The 15,360-nt window shown below is 45.0% G+C and carries 19 protein-coding genes, 1 pseudogene and 1 riboswitch; of the genes and pseudogenes, 13 read left to right on the top strand and 7 right to left on the bottom strand.

Going from position 1 to position 15,360, the window contains the following annotated elements:
- Positions 1–681 (top strand): MATE family efflux transporter (locus tag F6J94_RS05025; RefSeq protein WP_293037563.1); only part of this gene is annotated, 681 nt, incomplete at its 5' end.
- Here the strand turns inward: F6J94_RS05025 and F6J94_RS05020 are convergent.
- Positions 661–828, bottom strand: a complete 168-nt coding sequence (locus F6J94_RS05020) for a hypothetical protein (protein WP_293037561.1) — start codon at positions 826–828, stop codon at positions 661–663. The two genes, F6J94_RS05025 and F6J94_RS05020, sit on opposite strands and share 21 nt — an antisense overlap.
- A 315-nt stretch (positions 829–1,143) precedes the next feature.
- Here F6J94_RS05020 and F6J94_RS05015 point away from each other — a divergent pair, with 315 nt between their 5' ends.
- Together F6J94_RS05015 and F6J94_RS05010 are read left to right on the top strand one after the other, a co-directional pair.
- Entirely contained in the window at positions 1,144–2,622 is a 1,479-nt protein-coding gene (locus F6J94_RS05015; protein ID WP_293037556.1) for a sodium-dependent transporter, read from the top strand.
- A 118-nt stretch (positions 2,623–2,740) separates the two neighbouring features.
- Positions 2,741–2,872: a hypothetical protein gene (locus tag F6J94_RS05010; protein ID WP_293037553.1), complete on the top strand. Its 132-nt coding sequence runs from the start codon at positions 2,741–2,743 to the stop codon at positions 2,870–2,872.
- A 61-nt stretch (positions 2,873–2,933) separates the two neighbouring features.
- On the opposite strand, the gene F6J94_RS05005 is transcribed toward F6J94_RS05010, so the two are convergent.
- Together F6J94_RS05005 and F6J94_RS05000 are read right to left on the bottom strand one after the other, a co-directional pair.
- Positions 2,934–3,695, bottom strand: a complete 762-nt coding sequence (locus F6J94_RS05005; protein WP_293037550.1) for a phytochelatin synthase family protein — start codon at positions 3,693–3,695, stop codon at positions 2,934–2,936.
- A 241-nt stretch (positions 3,696–3,936) separates the two neighbouring features.
- On the bottom strand, positions 3,937–4,170 hold the full coding sequence (locus F6J94_RS05000; protein WP_293017980.1) for a cyanobactin biosynthesis PatC/TenC/TruC family protein: 234 nt from the start codon (positions 4,168–4,170) through the stop codon (positions 3,937–3,939).
- A gap of 21 nt (positions 4,171–4,191) precedes the next feature.
- Here F6J94_RS05000 and F6J94_RS04995 point away from each other — a divergent pair, with 21 nt between their 5' ends.
- Entirely contained in the window at positions 4,192–4,404 is a 213-nt protein-coding gene (locus F6J94_RS04995) for a hypothetical protein (RefSeq protein ID WP_293037547.1), read from the top strand.
- 60 nt (positions 4,405–4,464) lie between these two features.
- Here the strand turns inward: F6J94_RS04995 and F6J94_RS04990 are convergent, their stop codons facing one another.
- A complete protein-coding gene (locus F6J94_RS04990) occupies positions 4,465–4,671 on the bottom strand; it encodes a cyanobactin biosynthesis system PatB/AcyB/McaB family protein (RefSeq protein WP_293017984.1) in 207 nt (68 codons plus the stop codon).
- A gap of 167 nt (positions 4,672–4,838) precedes the next feature.
- Positions 4,839–4,964 carry a hypothetical protein gene (locus F6J94_RS04985; RefSeq protein ID WP_293037544.1) on the bottom strand — a complete coding sequence of 42 codons (126 nt, stop codon included), beginning with the start codon at positions 4,962–4,964 and terminating at the stop codon, positions 4,839–4,841.
- A 414-nt stretch (positions 4,965–5,378) separates the two neighbouring features.
- Between F6J94_RS04985 and F6J94_RS04980 the strand changes: the two genes are divergently transcribed.
- The 6 genes and pseudogenes from F6J94_RS04980 (at position 5,379) to F6J94_RS04960 (ending at position 10,889) form a co-directional block, all read left to right on the top strand.
- Positions 5,379–5,957 carry a hypothetical protein gene (locus tag F6J94_RS04980; protein ID WP_293037541.1) on the top strand — a complete coding sequence of 193 codons (579 nt, stop codon included), beginning with the start codon at positions 5,379–5,381 and terminating at the stop codon, positions 5,955–5,957.
- 256 nt (positions 5,958–6,213) lie between these two features.
- Positions 6,214–6,359: riboswitch (cobalamin riboswitch) on the top strand.
- A gap of 475 nt (positions 6,360–6,834) precedes the next feature.
- Positions 6,835–6,969: pseudogene (locus F6J94_RS34145) on the top strand (hypothetical protein); the annotation flags it as partial.
- Between the two features lie 70 nt (positions 6,970–7,039).
- On the top strand, positions 7,040–8,005 hold the full coding sequence (locus F6J94_RS04975; RefSeq protein ID WP_293037538.1) for a hypothetical protein: 966 nt from the start codon (positions 7,040–7,042) through the stop codon (positions 8,003–8,005).
- Positions 8,006–8,198: 193 nt separating this feature from the next.
- Positions 8,199–9,383 carry a fatty acid desaturase gene (locus F6J94_RS04970; protein WP_293037535.1) on the top strand — a complete coding sequence of 395 codons (1,185 nt, stop codon included), beginning with the start codon at positions 8,199–8,201 and terminating at the stop codon, positions 9,381–9,383.
- A gap of 12 nt (positions 9,384–9,395) precedes the next feature.
- Positions 9,396–10,400: a methyltransferase domain-containing protein gene (locus tag F6J94_RS04965; RefSeq protein ID WP_293037532.1), complete on the top strand. Its 1,005-nt coding sequence runs from the start codon at positions 9,396–9,398 to the stop codon at positions 10,398–10,400.
- Positions 10,401–10,505: 105 nt separating this feature from the next.
- Positions 10,506–10,889, top strand: a complete 384-nt coding sequence (locus F6J94_RS04960; protein ID WP_293037529.1) for a DUF1636 domain-containing protein — start codon at positions 10,506–10,508, stop codon at positions 10,887–10,889.
- Between the two features lie 196 nt (positions 10,890–11,085).
- Here the strand turns inward: F6J94_RS04960 and fdhD are convergent, their stop codons facing one another.
- Entirely contained in the window at positions 11,086–11,934 is an 849-nt protein-coding gene (fdhD, locus tag F6J94_RS04955) for a formate dehydrogenase accessory sulfurtransferase FdhD (protein ID WP_293037526.1), read from the bottom strand.
- A 406-nt stretch (positions 11,935–12,340) separates the two neighbouring features.
- On the opposite strand from fdhD, the gene F6J94_RS04950 reads away from it, so the two are divergent.
- The 3 genes from F6J94_RS04950 to F6J94_RS04940 all read left to right on the top strand — a co-directional run bounded on the left by F6J94_RS04950 (position 12,341) and on the right by F6J94_RS04940 (position 15,062).
- Positions 12,341–12,463 carry a hypothetical protein gene (locus tag F6J94_RS04950; protein ID WP_293037523.1) on the top strand — a complete coding sequence of 41 codons (123 nt, stop codon included), beginning with the start codon at positions 12,341–12,343 and terminating at the stop codon, positions 12,461–12,463.
- Positions 12,464–12,531: 68 nt separating this feature from the next.
- A complete protein-coding gene (locus F6J94_RS04945; RefSeq protein ID WP_293037520.1) occupies positions 12,532–14,778 on the top strand; it encodes an FdhF/YdeP family oxidoreductase in 2,247 nt (748 codons plus the stop codon).
- Between the two features lie 149 nt (positions 14,779–14,927).
- Positions 14,928–15,062 (top strand): hypothetical protein, encoded by a 135-nt coding sequence (locus F6J94_RS04940; protein WP_293037517.1) that lies wholly within the window; start codon positions 14,928–14,930, stop codon positions 15,060–15,062.
- Here the strand turns inward: F6J94_RS04940 and F6J94_RS04935 are convergent.
- Positions 15,059–15,352: a hypothetical protein gene (locus F6J94_RS04935; RefSeq protein WP_293037513.1), complete on the bottom strand. Its 294-nt coding sequence runs from the start codon at positions 15,350–15,352 to the stop codon at positions 15,059–15,061. The two genes, F6J94_RS04940 and F6J94_RS04935, sit on opposite strands and share 4 nt — an antisense overlap.
- Positions 15,353–15,360: the final 8 nt, after the last annotated feature.

Here is a 15,360-nt window from a genome sequence, read left to right as displayed (position 1 = left end):
ACGCGAGAAATCCAGTGGCAAGAGCTAATATCAGTAGCGATGCGAATTTGGTACTTGTCGGAAATAAAAGCTACTTTTACCCTAAATAGTGATATTTTTATCAGAAGCTTAGCGATTCTTTTTACCTTGTCTATGTTTACCAATTTGAGCTCAGCTCTTGGTACCACCATCTTGGCGGAAAATGCTTTGATACTAGAGGTGTTCAGCATCGCTGTTTATTTTATTGATGGATTGGCATTTGCTACGGAAACTCTGACAGGTAATTTACAAGGTAAGGGAGCAAAAGAGCAGTTAGTCCCTTTATTGAGAATGGCTGGAGGAAGCTGTTTGCTATTAGGAATTAACCTTGCTTTCCTGTTTATGCTGTTTCCCCAGACACTCTTTGGGCTGTTAACAAACCACACTGAGGTGATCGAATCGATTACTGTCTATGTTCCTTGGTTACTGCTAGTGTTAGGGTTTGGTTCCATTGCGTTTATGCTGGATGGTTATTTTCTGGGCTTAGCCGCAGGACAGACCTTACGTAATTCTACCGTAATCGCCTTGGTGGTGGGATTTGCACCTATGGCTGTGGCGTCTTGGCAGTTTCAAAGTGTTCATCTTCTTTGGTTAGCTTTATCCTTGTTTATGGCAGGAAGAGCGATATTACTGGGCGTAAAGTTACCAAGCACCTTGAAGTGAAATATAGGGTTTGTATTTGAGATGTAAACCTATAGCAATTATCATAGCTATGAGGTAAAATTTTATGGATTTTAGGGAACAGGGAACAGGGAACAGGGAACAGGGAAGAGAAAAGAGGGAACACGTAAAAAATCCTGTGTATCTCATTAGGTTAAAAACCGCTATATAGGGTTTGTATTTTAGATGTAACGTAAGCATTCAACTATCAGCCAATGGCTGAATGCTTAGGATGTAAACATAAATGAGATACACAGAATTTTTTCCCTACTCCCTACTCCCTACTCCCTACTCCCTACTCCCTACTCCCTACTCCCTACTCCCTACTCCCTAAAACCTGTGATGGAATAAGCAAACCTATGGCAAGAATTTAAAGAAGTATGAAGTATCAAGGATTAATTGTAAAGGATGAAGTATCAAGGATGAAGTATGAAGCATGAACTATCAAGATAGAGGGAATTGTAGATGGCTCGTCAACGTTGGGCTTCAAGAACAGTATTTCTCCTCGCAGCAGTAGGTTCTGCAGTTGGCTTAGGGAATGTGTGGCGCTTTCCTTACCTAGCTGGGAAATACGGTGGGGGAGCATTTTTAGTCCCTTACCTGATCGCTTTAGTCCTAATTGGGGTTCCACTGTTGATGCTGGAATTTGCGGTAGGACAAAAAATGCAACGGGGAGCCATAGGCTCATTTAGGAAATTACACCCCAATTTCGGCAGTCTCGGTCTGTTTGCCCTGATGTCAGCCTTTATCATTGTCTCCTATTATGCAGTTGTCATGGGCTGGAGCTTGATATACTTTCTGGCATCCTTTGGGGTCAAGTGGTCGAGTGATGCTAAAAGCTACTTCTTTGATAGTGTTCTGCAAATCAGCGATGGGGTTAACGTATTAGGTGGTATCAACTGGCCAATCTTATGGTCTCTACTTGTAGTCTGGGTCTTGATTTATTTCTGTATTTGGAAAGGCACGACCAGTGTGGGCAAAGTCGTTGTCTACAGCGTGCCACTTCCAATTATTTTACTGGGAGTATTGCTATTACGAGCAGTAACTTTACCAGGTTTTCTCAATGGCTGGAGACTGTATCTTACTCCAGTTTGGAGTGCATTAGTTGACCCGGAAGTTTGGACAGCTGCATTCTCACAGATTTTCTTTACCTTATCTCTGGGATTTGGAATTATGGTGACTTATGCTAGCTACAAAAACTCAGGGGATGACATTGCTAAAGATACCTGGTTAACTGCCTTGATCAACAGTGGTATCAGCTTATTTGCCGGTTTTGTAGTGTTCGGAATCTTAGGATATATGGCAGGAGAAACTAACACCCCCTTGGCAGAGCTGGCTGCTTCTGATCCAGGTCTAGCGTTTGTGGTTTTTCCGGAAGCTTTAAGCTTGATGCCCTTGCCTTGGCTGTTCAGTCTGCTGTTTTTTGTGATGCTGCTTTCCCTAGGCATCGACAGCGCCTTTTCCCTAGTAGAAGCTTTGAATGCGACTATCCTTGACAAACAACAACAGGGAAATGTTGCTAAGGTTTCAATTGGGGTTTGTCTAGGGGGATTTATTGCTGGAATTATTTACACTACCAGAGCTGGATTATACATTTTAGATATTGTAGATCATTTTGTTACTAACTATAACTTGATGTTGGTAGCTATTTTCCAATCCATCCTAGTGGGATGGGTATATGGTGTGGAAAAGTTGCGACGATACATCAACCAAGTTAGTGATTGGACGGTTGGGAAATGGTGGAATTTTTCTATAAAATACCTGATTCCTATGGCTTTAGTCGCTTTGCTAGCAACCCAGTTTTCAAAAGATATTAGGACTCCCTATGAAGGATACCCAGCCTGGGCTTTAGGAATTGGCTGGGCAATCGTGTTTTTGCCATTACTTATTTTCCTGTCTTTGCTGGTCACAGACAAAACATTGATCAATGGGAGAACAGATTAGTTTTAATGATTAGTTTGTAAGCCGTCAGCTGTCAGCTGTCAGCTGTCAGCTTAAAATAATATCAAGTCCGCTTGAATACCCATCATAAAAGTATGGGGAGGGTGGGGCGTGTGGGGAGATGGGGAGATGGGGAGATGGGGAGATGGGGAGATGGGGAGATGGGGGAGATTTTTATAAAGCGATGCAGCGCGGTCTTGGGGGTTTCCCCCATGAGCGACTGCATCAAGACAGGGTAATTATCCTGACATGATATAAACATCAATATTGATAGATTAATGAGAATGCAATCAATTTGACAATCAATTTGACAATCAACGGGGACTCACCAGCACAAACCCCCGTGTCTTTTTAGACTCTGAATCCTTAGTCGCCATTGCTTGCCACAATTCTTCAGCCTTGACCCAGACTGGAGGATACTTGTAACGAGAGACATCTAGGATCAGAAAACGGTCTGCTTCGTGGTTGTAGGCAGCTAAAGGAGAAATATGTCCCCCAGTTTTCTGAGCAATGGCTTTGCGTAAGTAATTGACTAAGACAAAATTTTCCGCTTCTTGCAAATTCTTTACAACTATGTTGCGAAACTGATCCAGGGTCAAATCACCACCATGGTAAACCTCTGCTTTAACTGGATAAGTTTCCAATAATCCTGCTAATTGTTCCAAAGTCATGCCCCGACGAGCAATCACCTCAGCCATCCGCACTTGCTCAGTTTTGGCATTAAAAACATTCTTCTGGGTGAAGCGGTTAGTCCTAAATTCCGGTGCTTCTGGAGCTTGAATTGATAAAGCATTTAGCACCATGACCATACTAGCTACTCCACAGTAAGCCAGGTTTTCCTGAGTGACAAACTGAATACTTAGGGGCAAATAGTCTTCTCGGGCTTGGCTTGCCATCAGTAACCTTTCTCCGTGATCGGAATCGAGGTTAATCAGATTTTCGGTCAGTGGAATTGTCTGGGCTAAGCATCCTCCATTGATAAGGAAAAACCCAATTAAAGTAGCTTGTAGGGGTATACGGAATAGTTTTAGGCTACTTTTTTGAGCATATTTTTTAGCATTGTTTTTATTAATCATATATACTATTTCTCAATTGGATGAGGGACTTTACTCGGGTGGTTTTAGGGAGTAGGGAGTAGGGAGTAGGGAGTAGGGATGGATCGCTTTTGTCAAAATACGACCATTGAAGGCTATTATCATCTCAGGATAATTACCATTAATATAATAAAAATTTCCCCCATTTCCCTATCTCCCTACCCGTGAAATTTTAGTCGGACGCAAGAAACAGCCCTGCTATCCTTATCCACTCATCCCCTGATTAAGCCCAAATGCGTCCCCGACGGAAAGGGGGGTCATTGTCTGGCTTCTGGTCTTTAAACATAACCTTCCACCGTGCATAATCTTCTAGACCAGTAGCAAGTAACACTGATTTCTTTTCTTCATTAACCTCTGGTTGAACAGATGGAGAAGCAGCAGCAGGTTCTGCTTTTGGCTTGGCCTGGGTTTTTCTGCGACGACCGCGTCTGGGAGTTTTAGTTTCTTCTTCTGGCATAATTGTTTCTTATTGTTTCTTATGGTTTACGACATCTATTTAACCGTAAGCATTCAGCTATCAGCTATCAGCTATCAGCTATCAGCTATCAGCTATCAGCTATCAGCTATCAGCTATCAGCTATCAGCTATCAGCTATCAGCTATCAGCTATCAGCTATCAGCCTATGGGTCACAGGGTCGAAGCCTGTGCCACGGTACTGTTCGCGCAGCGTGAGCCAAAAGCTGACGGCTGAATGCTGACGCCTGAATGCTGACGGCTGAATGCTGACCCTTGACCTAGGGGCACGACCACATCAATACCATCCGCCCCAGCCAGAGGTTTTGAGTTGCTGATAACTAGGGTAAGCAAAGGGTGCTGGGTCATTGTAATTGGCACCATGGGTCAAGTCCATGCGAATAGTCACCAAGTCTTCGCCTCTACCATGAACCACATCCACTGCCCGATAGGGTTGAATCAGATCCGGTCTTTTGACTGGTGCTACTTGTTTGGGTAATCTCATCAAACACTCCTTTTCTGGTCAGTAGTGCTATAATACGAAGATTATTGCTTAGGTAGCAAGTTATTTTTTATTTCCATTTGGGTTTTTCCTAAGTGTATGCTTTCCTCTCGGTGAAGATTATCTCCTGTGAGAGGTTGAAGCACTTTTTTTGGGATTTTTCAGGTTAATCAATACTTTAAGCTAGGCTCGACGGGGTGACAAGCAGCCTTGTTAGCCTTACTGGGAGTAGGGAGTAGGCTATAAGAAAGCGATGCAGCGCGGTCTTGGGGGAGACCCCCAAGACCGCGCTGCATCGCTATTAGAACAAGTAAAAAAGTGCGAATAAGAGTCGGAAATAATTCGGGAAGCTTTGACTGAGGATGAGTTAATAGTAGATAGTGCTGAACAAGTCAGAGCAAGACCTTTGGCAGTAGGCCAAGCTACGCGAACAGATTATAATCAGCAAAAATATTCTATTCATAGTTTTGGCGCTAAATTAACATCAATAGTGTCATAAAGCCCATTGTAGCGTTAACTAAACGTAAAATTGAATTGGTCAATTTGGGTGCTGAAAATCAGTTACTGAGATACTTTAAAGTTTTTGGAGAGGTCTTTAGGATATACATTCGTGAATAACCCGCTGTGGCTTAAGGCCATCTCATCTCCTTGCCTAGTTTCTGTAACCACAGGCTTATGTTTACTATAGAAATAATTACAGGGCCTTTCCCATGAAAACTTATCAAAGTAGTACATCTAACCCAAACATTACAGCTCAAGCTTGGAGACTCATAGCAAATGGACGGTTTTGGCCTTTCACCTTACTTGTAGTGGGAGTTGCGAGTAATGGGGTTTATGCCCACGCGCCTCTAGCTGCCTTTGCTTGCATGAGTGGAGCGACCTTGTCTCGACAACGGGCTGTGGGTGTAGCGTTGCTAGTTTGGTTGGTCAATCAAGCTATTGGATTTGGATTGCGGGGCTATCCCCTAACATCCACCGCTTTCACCTGGGGAGCATTGATGGGAATCGGTACCCTGTTGGCTGCTGTTGCGGCAAGTTGGTGGCCAGGTTGGTGTCGGGATTCCTTTAGTAGATATTTGACATGGATGGCGATCGCCTCACTTTTGGGATTTGCACTGTATCAAGGATTAATTCTGTTTGCTTATCCAGTCTTAGCAGATGGGCATCGAATGGGTTGGGAGATTGTGGGTAAGTTGTTTGTTAAACATTTGATTTGGTCTGGAAGAATTACAATTTTCCATAGCCTATTGCTTTGGCGCATCGTGAACCGTCGCCAGTCTGTCATTTAATCGTTAACACTCCATGACTGACTTTTATGGCTGGGTAACTCCACTGAATCACCGCGCTGTTGAACCCCTCTATGGCAATCAAAATATTGAATAGAAGGATTTTTCCTCTACCGTTGATTTAGTCGAGCCTTTACTCCAAACACTATTTCAGGAACGCTGGCAAGAGGTGGCGGTGCGGTGCGCCGCCACCTCTCAAATCTGTACCTCAGGCGATTGAAAATGGCTATACATGTTTCTAAGCAAGAAAATGTAGTATACTATAAAATAACTTATCGGTTCTAGTGGGGATCAGCCGCTAAAAGAAACGGGGAAAGTTGGGTGAGAATCCCACGCTGTACCGCAACTGTGAAGGAGACGTTATCGCTCTCAGTCAGGATGCCCGCCGATAAAAAGTCCATGTTCTGCAACATCTGCGAGGTACGGATGATGGTCAATCCAGTATTTTTTCAATTCAATTCTGAGGGAAGCTTTCCTGAAGCTCGGAAGCGATTGCGATTGTAACTGAATTTGAACAACAAATTTGAACTGAGTCCCTTGGATAGAGGGGTGACTGCCTGCATTTAAAAAAAAAGAGCAGCAGTTTTTAGATAGCGATGTCCTTCGGACAGGCTTCGCCAACGCAGTTAATTTGCAATCGGGTAATTGGTCTTGTTTCTGTATAGAATCAAACCAAAATTGCAGAGGCTTCCCTATCAACTGTGATTTCGACCCATCTCAGTTCACGACTCAGACTAATGAATCTTCATGATGCTGCATCGTGCAGTTAATGATGTCAGTTTTCGCTGCTTTGAATTCTACAAAGTGGTTAGGTTTTTAGAATTTTGCAACTTGAATTAAGGACATTTCAACCATGACGGTTTAAACCGCAACTTTAGGTTATCCTCGCATTGGCAACAAGCGGGAAGTGAAGAAGGCATTAGAAGTCTTTTGGAGAGGTGGTTCCCTCGTTAAAAACAGAGTGGCAGCCGCCCGTTTATTACGTCAGGAAATTTCTTCTCAATCGGTTGGTTAACTGGCTGATCCCGCTTAAAAATTTTGACCAAAAATTCTGACCGAAATTCAACCCACAATCAGAACAAGAAATGCAATCCCTAAAAACACTTCAGAACATTACACTCACTGGAATTACTTGTCTGCTCACCCTGGCTAGCGGAGAAGCACTGGCAGCGGATTTTTCCGGTTCTACCTTTGACCCTGGCAAGATTGATTCTGGAATTCCCGGATTTGTTGGTGACGATGGACTGGGCAATGTTACCCCGAATAATACAGTCAATCCTGTTTTTGTTGATTGGGCTAGCGGATACATCAACTATTTGCCTGCTGAGGGGGTTTTAGAACAGTGGCAAACTCCTGAACGAGCGCTGGGCGAGGTAACAGGGGCTTTTGACGGTATTGTATCGTTAGGAGAACTCACCGCAGAGCAAATTAATTCTGGTGTAAACCCTGGTGAGATTACATTAACCTTTGATCGAGCCATTCGTAATGGAGACGGGGCAGATTTTGCTGTATTTGAGAATGGGTTCGGCTTTGCGGATACAGGTTTGTTGTTTGCTGAACTCGCTTACGTTGAAGTGTCAACCGACGGGGTAAACTTTGTGCGCTTTCCCAGCATTTCCCGAACACCCAATCCCCTTGATCCGATTGGACAAATTGATCCGACTCAAGTGTATAACCTGGCGGGTAAGCACGTTAACAATGGGGTGGTGATCTCTGAGGATGAGTTTGTACAGACTTCTTGGGGAACCCCGTTTGACCTGGATGTGCTGAGCGCCATAGCCCAACCCGACTTGATTGATCTCAACAATATCAATTTTGTGCGAATTATTGATATTCCCGGTAATGGGGCGTTTACGGATGCAGAAGGGAATCCGATTTATGATCCCTGGCAAACCCCAATTCCTGGATCGGGTGGTTTTGATCTCGAAGCAGTTGGGGTCTTGAACACTCATGCTATTCCAGAACCCGGTACAGTCTTCGGACTTGTCATCTTCGCTCTCTCTGGGATTTGTCTGAATCGATCTCAACATCATTCACGCTCTCAACGGTAATTATCCCAGCACCAAGTGAGGTAAGGATATGACGTTTGCCTCTGAAGGCACTTTGAGCATTGGCCCTGCACAATCGTGAGCAGTAACCTTGACGGGCGATCGCGAAGCCTGTCTCGGAATAATCCCGTAGCGTCTCGGAACGAGAATTGCCTAGCACAACTAATCCCAATGTATCAGTGAATTGAGACCCATTATGCTCAAGTATTATCTGTATCATACTGGACAGATCTCTACATCGGTTCATCCCTTTGTAAAACGTGAATTTTCCCGGCAACTAAAACCACCGCATCCGCTCAGAAAAACTGACTTTGTTTTGATGCCATACATCAAGAGCAGCAACCTGCGGGCAACCTATCAAATTCTCAATACCCTTGTCCCTTATGTTCTTTTATGGCTCTTGGCTGTGAAAGCAGCATCGATTTCGCTGTGGCTTCTACCCCCGATTATTGCGCTGCTAATTCTTTTCTCCCTGCGCTGTTTTTCATTGATGCATGATTGCGGACACTATTCTCTGTTTCGGTCAAAATCAATGAACCGAATCATGGGGTTTCTGCTGGGTGTGATCAACGCGATTCCCCAATATGCCTGGTCGAGAGATCATGCCTACCATCACAAAACTAATGGCGACTGGGAGCGATATCGGGGCGTTGCCGATTTCTTATCCACTGAGGAGTTTTCTAAGCTCGATCCGTTCAAGCAAAGACTGTATGAAGTCCTGCGACATCCATTGATGGCGATTCCAGGGGGCTTTTTCTATCTGGTCATCAAGCCCAGGTTAGTTTTAATCATGGGAGTTTATGATTTCATCCATCATGTATTCACGGATTTGAAGCAGGGTTCAGGGTTTAACTTAGGGCAAACCGTCTCTGCTCATCAGTCGAAACATTGGCAGTCCGCTGCTGAATTTTGGGATCTACTGTTTAACAACATTTGTGTAGTTGGTGTTTGGATTTTCCTGAGTAACTTATGGGGATTTGGGCTGTTTTGGAGCATTTACTCCATTACACTCAGTTGTTCTGCAACGATTTTCATCTGGATCTTTTTTGTGCAGCATATTTTTGAGGGTGCGTATGCTCACAAAACAGCAGGGTGGAACTATGTTCTCGGTGCAGTTCAGGGTAGCAGTTATTTAGAATTACCCGCCGTTCTCAGATGGTTTACGGCAGACATCAGCTATCACACTATTCATCATCTCTCCGAAAGAATTCCAAATTACCATCTTGCAGCTTGTCATCGTGAAAATTGCCATCTGCTCTCGGATGTAAAGACTCTGCGAATCACAAATCTCCTGGACTGCTCCCAATTCCTTCTGTGGGATGCTGCCTCAGAACGTTTGGTTTCGATTAAAGATATTGAAGATAGAAGTATTGAAGGTTGAGGTTTAATCTAAATGAATGTGTTGGGTACTACTCTGGGAATTTTACTGGCACTCCTGATAGTCGGGATTACGCTTTATCTCCTCACGCCTCGTCGCTATCAATCTCCTGATTCTGTTGCCAATTCCTATGACGATTGGACGAATGATGGCATTTTAGAGTTCTACTGGGGCGAACATATCCACCTGGGGCACTACGGCTCTCCGTCCCGCAAAAAGGATTTTCTCCAAGCCAAGTCAGATTTTGTGCATGAAATGGTGCTTTGGGGTGGGTTAGACAAGCTTTCTGCCGGTACTACGGTCTTAGATGTGGGCTGTGGCATTGGCGGCAGCAGTCGCATTCTGGCGCGGGACTGTGGTTTTGCCGTCACGGGAATCACCATCAGCCCTCAGCAAGTCAGACGTGCTCAAGAACTGACACCGCCTGGGGTGAATGCCCACTTTCAGGTCGATGATGCCCTGGCTCTTTCATTCCCCGATGCCAGTTTTGATGTGGTCTGGTCGATCGAGGTAGGCCCACATATACCTGACAAGGCGCAGTTTGCCAGAGAGCTATTGCGCGTTCTGAAACCGGGTGGAATTCTGGTCATTGCCGACTGGAATCAGCGGGACGACCGACGCAAACCCCTGAACTGGTGGGAGCGTCCGGTGATGCGACAACTGCTGGATCAATGGTCTCACCCGGCCTTTTCCAGCATTGAAGGCTTTTCAGAACAGTTGGAGGCGACGGGGCTGGTCGCAGGCCAGGTGGCCACTGCTGATTGGACTCAGGAAACCCTCCCCGCCTGGCTGGATTCTATCTGGCAGGGCCTTGTCCGCCCAGGCGGATTACTCAAATTTGGTTTTGTCGGGTTCATCAAGTCCCTGCGGGAAGTGCCCACCTTCTTGCTGATGCGACTAGCCTTTGGGGCGGGATTGTGTCGCTTTGGCATGTTCCGGGCTGTGCGGGCCGCATCCCCTGGGGTGTCCGCCCAAAACATGGCTTCTGAGCAAAACAACGATAATTTGGTGCGTTCATGAGTGGATTCACCTATGACTTAATCATCGTTGGGGGCGGTATCCCCGGCCTCAAAGATTCAGCCTTGCTCAAGTTGAACTGACTGATTGATTTCACTTCTATTCAAAATGATTCCAGCAACTTTATTCGTCTGTTCTCTTTGTCGATTTTCTGCGACAGAAAAAAGCCGAGGCGGTTTGTCAGGAGGCCAATACTTTATCAACCAACTCCAAACTGAACTAGCTGCCCGAAATTTACAAGATACCGTTCATCTTCAGCCGGTTCGCTGTATGGCTGCCTGTAGTCGCCCTTGCAATGTGACTTTAGGTGCTCCTGACCGACTCACTTTTATTCTAAGTGGATTATCAACGACTGAATCAGCGACAGAATTAGTAGAATTTTGTCAGCAATATACAACCTATCCAGGGGGTCGCGTTCCTTTCAAAGAACGTTCCGCTGTCATTCGAGCCGCTTCGGCTTTTATCCTGCCTGCCTTACCCGCACCAAACTAGGTATTAATTTACTGACTAATCCATTCAAAATACAAACGTACCACTACGCTGTTGAATAGTTTTGTCAGTCAAGCAGGCATTCAGCTATCAGCTTATGGGCTATGGGCATACTATTTGAATAGGGTAAGTTACACTTAACAGCTTCTGAATCAGCGATGCAGCCTGAGCTTTAAGCTAACGGCTGAATGCTGACATATCAACTACGATCACACAAACTAGAAATACGCTCTTTCCCAGAGTAAACATTAAACCGTTTTCCCCGCAGAAATCCCACTAGAGTAATCCCAAACTCTCTGGCTAGGGTTACCGCTAGACTGCTGGGCGCAGATACAGCGCAAACAATTGGTACCCTAGCCATCAGACATTTCTGTAAAATCTCAAAACTAGAGCGCCCACTGACCATGACAATGCGATCGCTTAAGGGCAGTTGATTAGTTAATAACGCTGAACCCACCAATTTATCCACAGCATTGTGACGTCCTACATCCTCTTGTAAACAGAGTAACTCTCCTTGGGAATTAAACAACCCAGCAGCATGGATTCCCCCAGTTGTGGAAAACACTGATTGAGCTGAACGCAGCTGTTCCGAGAGGCTGTAAATCACCTCAGTGCTAACTTCCATAGCATCAGACATCACTGGACACCCTCGCAACCGTAGTGCCTCAAGACTAGCTTTTCCACAAATTCCACAGGCGCTGGTGGTAAAAAAGTGGCGTTCCAGGGGCTGCAAATCTGGAGTAAGTTCTTCCCTCAGAGCCACATTCACAATGTTATAGCGCTGCTCACCATCTCGATTAGAATCCACACAGTAGCTAATCCGTTGAATATCATCCCGATCTTTCACAATTCCTTCACTATAGAGGAACCCTGCTGCTAGTTCAAAATCTGCCCCTGGGGTGCGCATCGTCACCGCAACGGTTTTCTGGGGGGAGGTCAGGCGAATTTCCAAGGGTTCTTCTGTTGCCAGTTGATCTAAACGCGATCGCACTTGGCTGTTTTCCACTACCCAGACTTGGGATTTAGTTTTGCTACGGTGCTGATTCATACTTTATACTCAGAGCTTGCACCAAGTTTAAAATTATCTGTAAAGGCAGGGAGTAGGGAGTAGGGAGTAGGGAGTAGGGAGTAGGGAGCGGTGCGACCCGTGGCGAATTTAATTCGCCTACGGAAAGCGCACGCCCTGGGAGTAGAACTGGATTACTATTACCTATTCCTTAAAATTATAAATATACCTCACTTATTTTATAAATACTATAGATTTATCTAACTTTTTATGGTATTCCTAAATTAAGCGATCGCTCTGCTATCAACAAACACAATAATTCCTAGCAACCAACCCTTTAAACCTCAGTTTTATTGACACCAATAAACCGTTATATTCCCTCCAACATTTCATCATCAGCATTAACTGAAATTAAGTAATTTATTAGATAGTAATCCGTAGAGTAATTGTGAGAATTTTTGTTCCCTGTTCCCTGTTCCCTGTTCCCTATTCCCTATTCCCTATTCCCTATTCCCTATTCCCTGCTCCCTGCTCCCTGCTCCCTAAAATCCAGAAATTGTTTACCTCATAGCTATGATAATTGCTATAAGTTTATGGTAACGTGATCAAGTCCCCAGATTTTAACGTTACTCCAAACTCATGCTGCGTCAACCAAAAAAACGCTGGACTCCTTCCCACTGGGCAAACTGGAAACCATTCGGTATTGGTGAACAATACCCGAACAATTATTGGGAAGTCTTCAGAGCAGCTTGGGAAAACCGAGACCAGTTATCCTATGCTTGGGATATCTTAAATCAGGGAGTGTGCGACGGTTGCGCCCTTGGCACTACTGGTATGAAAGACTGGACTCTTGATGGCGTCCATGTCTGTAATGTCCGGCTGCGGCTGTTGCGGATGAATACCATGGCAGCATTTGACCCCGAAATCTTAGCAGATGTCTCTCAGCTTCAGAGGAAAAAAAGTATCCAACTGCGGGATTTAGGACGGCTTGCTTACCCCATGATGCGGCAACGAGGGGAGCAAGGATTTCGTCGAATTAGTTGGGATAAAGCACTGGAATTAATCAGTGATTCCCTAAGGAATAGTTTACCTTCACCCATTGATAGCAGCACTAACCGATTTAGCGTTTATCTAACCAGTAGAGGTACAGTAAATGAAACCTACTATGCTGCCCAAAAAGCAGTGCGAGCGATAGGGACTAATAATATAGATAATGCTGCTCGCATCTGCCATTCTCCCAGTACTGCTGGACTTAAAGCCGGATTAGGAGTAGCAGCTACTACTTGTTCTTATAAAGATTGGATTGGCACAGATTTATTAGTATTCATTGGCTCTAACGTTGCCAACAATCAACCAGTTACAGTTAAGTATCTCCACTGGGCTAAGAAGGCTGGTACCAAAATCGTGGTAATTAACACTTACCAAGAACCAGGTATGGAACGCTATTGGGTGCCTTCGATTCCCGAAAGTGCCTTATTTGGTACTAAATTTGCCGAAGACTTCTTTTTAATCAACATGGGTGGGGATATGGCATTCCTCAATGGCACCCTCAAGGAGATGATTGCCAACCATTGGGTAGACTTATCCTTCATCAAAAATCATACGACTAATTTTGAGCAATTAAAAGCAACCCTAGCTAACCAATCCTGGGAAGAACTAGAACAGCTTTCCGGTACTTCCCGTGAACAGATGTACGCCTTTGCCAAGATGCTAGCTGAAGCTGATAAAGCTGTGTTTGTCTGGAGCATGGGTATTACCCAACATCAGTGTGGCGAAGATAATGTGCGAGCCATCATTAACGTAGCCTTAGCAAAAGGGTTTGTTGGTCGAGAAGGCTGTGGGTTAATGCCGATTCGGGGTCACTCTGGGGTGCAAGGAGGAGCAGAAATGGGATGCTATGCCACGGTTTTTCCTGGTGGCAAGCCCATTACTCCAGAAAATGCTGCTAAGCTCAGCCAACAATGGCAGTTTGAAGTACCCACCACCAAAGGATTAACAGCAGCGGAAATGATTGATGCTGCCCATTCAGGGGAGTTGGATATAGTATTTTCCGTCGGAGGCAATTTCCTGGAGGTGTTGCCAGAACCGGATTATATCAAAGAGGCACTACAGCGAATCCCTCTGAGAGTCCATATGGATATTGTCCTCTCCAGTCAAATGTTAGTAGAACCTGGAGAAACCGTACTCTTGTTACCCGCCACGACTCGCTACGAAATTCCAGGGGGAGTCACTGAAACCAGTACCGAGAGAAGGGTGATTTTCAGTCCAGAAATTCCTGGCCCTCGGATTGGGGAAGCCCGTCCGGAGTGGGAAGTCTTTATGGAGCTAGCACGGCGAGTGCGTCCCGATTTGGCAGATAAATTACACTTTGATAGCACAGCCGCGATTCGGGCAGAAATTGCCCAGGTTATCCCCCAGTATGCTGGTATCCAACATCTTAAGGAAGCCGGTGATCAGTTCCAGTATGGCGGTTCCCATCTTTGCTTTGGTTGGAATTTCCCCACACCGGATGGTTTAGCCCATTTTTCCCCTTTATCTCCACCTAAGCTAGAACTGCCAGAAGGTCATTTCTTGGTAGCCACCAGGCGAGGTAAACAATTTAACAGCATGGTGCAAGAACAGAAAGATGCCATTACTGGGGCAAAGCGAAAGGCCGTGCTGATTAGTCAGGTGGATGCTAAAAAACTGAGATTAAACCATGGCGATGCCGTAATTCTGAGGAATCAACAGGGTCAATTCCAAGGACACATCCATATCGCACCGATTACACCAGGAAATTTACAGGTACATTGGCCTGAAGGAAATGTGCTATTGGATAAAGGCAAGCGATCGCCTGAAGTAGATATTCCAGACTACAATGCTTTGGTTCGACTGGAGAAGGTTTAACGATCAGAACTTGTGTGAACAGATAGTATCGAGTTCGGTTAATTACTTTGTATTCAGGTAATTTGTAATTTATACTTTTTAAGTTACAAGTTACAAGTTACAAGTTACAGGTGACAAGTTACAAGTTATAAGTTTTATAGGGCACCTCAATGAATTGTGATAATTTTTGTGCCCTACTCCCTACTCCCTACTCCCTGTTCCCTACTCCCTACTCCCTACTCCCTACTCCCTACTCCCTACTCCCTACTCCCTGTTCCCTCAGACCTGAGATTAGGCATCATTAGTCAGCAACATATCGCCATCCTTGAGGTTCATATTCCCGTTGAATTCGCACCATCCAGCTACCTTGTGGAAGCTCTATGGGCTGATGCTCTTCGTGAGTTAAGGTTGCTATTTCTGAGAGAACTTGTAGATAAAGGATGCCATTTTTTTCGTATAACTGAGCAACACCATCACTGATGCGATGGGAATGTCCAGTTACCTCTCCTTCTGCTAGGGTTAGGTGAGGTAACTGTTGTCCATTGATTTGCTCTACAGGAAGTAAAATAACGTCCCCTTGTCGAATAGGTTGCATAGGTTCTT

Source organism: Moorena sp. SIO1F2 (genome assembly GCF_010672755.1).
Taxonomy (GTDB): domain Bacteria; phylum Cyanobacteriota; class Cyanobacteriia; order Cyanobacteriales; family Coleofasciculaceae; genus Moorena.
The sequence above is the reverse complement of the archived record's forward strand: the minus strand, read 5'-3'. Positions and strand labels throughout refer to the sequence as shown.